The organism is Delftia sp. ZNC0008, from assembly GCF_000799035.1.
Taxonomy (GTDB): domain Bacteria; phylum Pseudomonadota; class Gammaproteobacteria; order Burkholderiales; family Burkholderiaceae_C; genus Comamonas; species Comamonas tsuruhatensis.
In genome coordinates this window covers 1-4,310 of record NZ_JTKZ01000203.1, presented here as the reverse complement: position 1 = coordinate 4,310, position 4,310 = coordinate 1, and the positions used below count along the sequence as shown (strand labels likewise).

Below are 4,310 nucleotides of genomic sequence, written 5' to 3'. Positions count from 1 at the left end.
GTTGTGCGGCATGGCCTATCTGGCCAGCCGCAGGATGAGGAAAAGGCAGGCCTGAGCCCGCAGCGGGCGCAGGTCCCGCGCAAACGTCAGGCCGGCAGCCAGCGCAGCCAGCGCGGCCGCCAGGTCAGCGTGAAGGCAATGGCCAGGGCGGCGGCTGCCAGCGTCATGATCCAGACCAGGGAGGCCATGGAGGCATGGTCCACCGCCAGGCACAGGCCCAGCGAGGCGGCCAGGCCTGAGGCGCCCAGCCAGCGCAGCAGCCTGACCTTGCCATCGGGCTGGGGCATGTCGCCGTGCACCTGCTCCCAGTGCACGTCCTTGGCCAGCGCAAACCAGGCCATGCCCAGCAGCGACGCCGCAAAGGCGGCGGCCAGCAGCAGTGCGTCCATCAGCCCCTCAGACATGGGCCACCTCCGCAGCGCGCGAGGGCATGGCGGGCGCGGCGCGCGTCTTGAGCTTGCGCGCCACCACCACGGCCAGCACGGCGCTGGCCAGCATGAACAGGTCCACGCCGGCCACCGGCCAGTAGCCCTCGCCCAGGGTCTTGAACAGGTGGTCGCCCGTGGTCAGCCAGTTCAGCAGCACGGCCGTGACGGCCATGGCGGCCACGGCCCAGCACTGCTCGCGCCAGGCGGGGTTGGGCAGGCCCCGGGCCACGGGGGCGCTGCGCACAAAGGCATGCGCCATGGCCAGCAGCCAGGTGGCCCAGAAGAAATAGCGTTCCATGTCGCCCCGGCCCGGCCAGCCCTGGGGCATGGCCTCGGGCAGCAGGCGGTTGGCGATCAGCATGCCCAGCGTGGCCACCAGCATGCCGGTGACCGTGGTGACGGCCAGGGCATCGACCACGCGCGCGCCCTGCACGCCCTGTCTGGCGTGCTGCTTCTTGCGCTTTTCCACGAAGAAGACAAAGCCGGTGGCAATGCACACGCAGCCGGCCAGGCCGCCCAGCACGTACAGCCAGCGCAGCAGCCAGTGGCGGAAGTGCTGCAGGTGCAGGCCGGTGAGGAAGGTGTTGATGCTGTCCACGGCCGTGCGCGGAGGATCTTCGCGCAGCAGGGCGCCCGTGCTGGCCTTGAAGTGGATGCCCTCGCCCGTGAGCGCGATGCGGTCGGTGCCGGCGCGGTAGACGCTGACGTAGCCGTTGGCATCGCCCACATGGGTGACGGACAGGAAGCCCACGTCGCCGGCCATGCCCTTGGCGGCCCAGCGGCGCTGCGCCTCGGCCACCATGGCGTCCACCGAGGCCATGGGTGCGGCCACGCCGGCGCGGTCGTGCGGCAGGCCGGTTTCCTCGGCCTCCATCTTCTCGTGCAACTCGTGCAGGGGCTCCAGCTGGGTATGGGTGATGGGGAAGTAGATGCCCGCAAAGATCACCAGGCCCGTGAAGGCGAAGAAGAAGTGGAAGGGCAGCGCCACCACGCCGGTGAGGTTGTGCAGGTCCAGCACGCTGCGCTGCGTGGCCTTCTTCGGACGGAAGGTGAACAGCTCGCGGAAGATCTTGCGGTGCATGACCACGCCGCTGACCAGGGCCACCAGCATGATGAGCGCGGCAAAGCCCACGATCCAGTAGCCAAGGTTCATCCAGTTGAGCGTCAGGCTGTAGTGCAGCGGGTAGAAGAACTGGCTGCCGATCTTGAGGTGGTCGTCCGGCAGGGATTCGCCATTGCGCGGGTCGATGGTGCGCATGGCCCAGATCAGGGTCTCGGGCTTCTTGGCGTTGGGCACCTCGTAGCCGGCGAACAGGCCCAGCACGGGATCGCGGTGGGTGGTGTAGGCGCCCCAGCGCTGGGGCGTGTCGAAGCGCTCGGGCAGCGGGCCGTTGACCTCGCCGCGCATGGCATCGCGCGCCTGGGCGTTGGGCTGCATGGACTCGAAGACCGGCTTGAGGATCTGGTCGTACGAGGGCATGGGCGTGGGCTCGAAGCGCGCGGCCGGGATGGCCCAGCGGTCGATCTCGCGGTCGAACACCGACAGCGCGCCGAAGAAGAAGGCGGCCATGAGCACGAAGCCGAGCGCAAGCCCGAACCAGGTGTGCAGCCAGGCCATGGAGAGGCGGAAGTTCTGGAACATGGGGCGTTCTCCGGATTCAGGGCAGCAGCATCTGCTGGAGCAGCGATGCGCAACCGGTCATGACAATGCCGCCGCCGGCCAGCACGGCCCAGACGCGCGGGAGGCTCTGCGCCGCAAAGGCCCAGAGGAACACCGTCAGAAACACCAGGAAGCCGAGGATGTAGCCCAGATGCTCGGCATCGTGGAACTCCATTCCGGCGGCAAACATCAGCGCCACGCCCAGGGCGATGAAGCCCCAGGTGAAGGCATAGCCGCCGAAGACGGCAGCTGCAATGCGAACCAAAATAGTTTTCATTTACAAAGAAAAATACAGTCGTGGACCAAAGTGCTCGGGGCGCATTATCCCCGAGCGCCGTCAAAACCCGTGATCGGCCGTGGTGTCCCTATGCGGGCTGGCCTGCCGCCTGCGCCTTGGCCTGCGGTGCCGAAGGCTTGAGCGTGGGCGGCACGAACTGGAAGGTATCCGCGCGCGCGCCCGGCCAGTAGAGCTTGAACACGTTGTGCTGCTTGTCCAGCGGCCCCAGCAGAGCGCCGGGCTCCACGCGCAGGACCAGGTTGGCGAGCTGGCGCACCTCGGTGTCGGAGATGCGCCGCACGATGTGGTGGGCCGTGATGTCGCAGGGGTGCTCCAGGCCCGCCGCCTGCACCAGCTCCTGCAGCGCATGCAGGGTCTTGTCATGGAAGTTGGCCACGCGCGTGGCCTTGTCGGGCACGACCAGGGCCTTCTGGCGCACCGCGTCCTGCGTGGCCACGCCCGTGGGGCAGTGGCCGGTGTGGCAGTTCTGCGCCTGGATGCAGCCCAGGGCCATCATGAAGCCGCGCCCGGCGTTGCACCAGTCGGCGCCCAGCGCCATCATGCGCGCGATGTCGAAGGCCGTGATCACCTTGCCGGCCGCGCCGATCTTGATGCGGTGGCGCAGGCCCACGCCGATCAGCGTGTTGTGCACCAGCAGCAGGCCTTCCTGCAGCGGCACGCCCACGTGGTCGGTGAACTCCACGGGCGCCGCGCCCGTGCCGCCCTCGGCGCCATCGACCACGATGAAGTCCGGCGTGATGTCCGTCTCCTGCATGGCCTTGACGATGGCGAACCACTCCCAGGGATGGCCCACGCAGAACTTGAAGCCCGTGGGCTTGCCGCCCGACTTCTCGCGCAGGCGGGCGATGAAATGCATCATCTCCACCGGCGTCCTGAAGGCGCTGTGGCTGGAGGGGCTGATGCAGTCCACGCCCACGGGCACGCCGCGCGCGGCGGCGATCTCGGGGGTGACCTTGGCGCCCAGCAGCATGCCGCCGTGGCCGGGCTTGGCGCCCTGGCTGAGCTTGATCTCGATGAGCTTGACCTGCGGGTCGGTGGCATTGGCGATGAACTTCTCTTCGCTGAACGTGCCATCGTCGTTGCGGCAGCCGAAGTAGCCCGAGGCCACCTCCCAGATCAGGTCGCCGCCGTGCACGCGGTGGTGCTGGCTGATGGAGCCCTCGCCCGTGTCGTGCGCAAATCCGCCCATCTTCGCGCCCTTGTTCAGCGCCAGGATGGCATTGGCCGACAGCGCGCCGAAGCTCATGGCCGAGATGTTGAAGATGCTGGCGCTGTAGGGCTGGGTGCAGGGCGAGGCACCTTCATCGGCGCAGCCGATGGTGATGCGGAAATCATGCGAGGCCAGCTTGGTGGGCTGCATGGAATGGTTCACCCACTCATAGCCCTGGGCCGTGACATTGAGCTGCGTGCCCAGCGGGCGGCTGTCCGGGTCGCCCTTGGCGCGCTGGTAGACCAGGGAGCGCTGGGCGCGCGAGAACGGCAGCGCCTCATGGTCGGACTCGATGAAGTACTGCCGCATCTCGGGCCGGATGAACTCCAGCAGGAACCGCAGGTGGCCGATGATGGGGTAGTTGCGCAGCACCGAATGGCGCACCTGGGTCATGTCGCGCACGCCCAGCAGCGCCAGCGCGGCGCACACGCCGAAGCCCAGCCACCACCACAGCCCTCCCCACACCAGCGCCGCCACCAGCAGCCCCGCGCTGCCGACCAGGCTCAGGCAGAACGTGGTGTAGCGCAGCGGCACCCATGCGGGCAGGCGATGAACGGGAGATGCAGACGTTGACATGGCGTGGGTCCTCGGAACGAGTTGACGATCTTGTGCATGCCGCGCCTTCAAGGGCGCGCTGTGCACAAGGTTAACCCACGATCCGCGTCAGCCCTGGCGCGGCCGGGCGCCGGCGCCCGTTGCCTGCGCGGCCGCAGG

The 4,310-nt window shown here is 68.4% G+C and carries 4 protein-coding genes; all 4 read right to left on the bottom strand.

The window, feature by feature from the left end:
• Positions 1-86: 86 nt before the first annotated feature.
• Positions 87-404, bottom strand: a complete 318-nt coding sequence (locus tag L995_RS06690) for a DUF3325 domain-containing protein (protein ID WP_046984647.1) — start codon at positions 402-404, stop codon at positions 87-89.
• The gene (locus tag L995_RS06685) at positions 397-2,070 is read right to left on the bottom strand and encodes a PepSY-associated TM helix domain-containing protein (RefSeq protein ID WP_047470436.1); all 1,674 of its coding nucleotides are present in this window, start codon (positions 2,068-2,070) and stop codon (positions 397-399) included. The genes L995_RS06690 and L995_RS06685 overlap by 8 nt, the downstream gene beginning before the upstream one ends.
• Positions 2,071-2,086: 16 nt before the next feature.
• The gene (locus L995_RS06680) at positions 2,087-2,365 is read right to left on the bottom strand and encodes a hypothetical protein (protein WP_016448165.1); all 279 of its coding nucleotides are present in this window, start codon (positions 2,363-2,365) and stop codon (positions 2,087-2,089) included.
• An 88-nt stretch (positions 2,366-2,453) separates the two neighbouring features.
• On the bottom strand, positions 2,454-4,172 hold the full coding sequence (locus tag L995_RS06675) for an FMN-binding glutamate synthase family protein (RefSeq protein ID WP_047470434.1): 1,719 nt from the start codon (positions 4,170-4,172) through the stop codon (positions 2,454-2,456).
• Positions 4,173-4,310: the final 138 nt, after the last annotated feature.

Coding starts and splice junctions, on each gene's coding strand:
- L995_RS06690 (WP_046984647.1), bottom strand. CDS start 404: ATGTCTGAGGGGCTGATGGACGCACTGCTGCTGGCCGCCGCCTTTGCG.
- L995_RS06685 (WP_047470436.1), bottom strand. CDS start 2,070: ATGTTCCAGAACTTCCGCCTCTCCATGGCCTGGCTGCACACCTGGTTC.
- L995_RS06680 (WP_016448165.1), bottom strand. CDS start 2,365: ATGAAAACTATTTTGGTTCGCATTGCAGCTGCCGTCTTCGGCGGCTAT.
- L995_RS06675 (WP_047470434.1), bottom strand. CDS start 4,172: ATGTCAACGTCTGCATCTCCCGTTCATCGCCTGCCCGCATGGGTGCCG.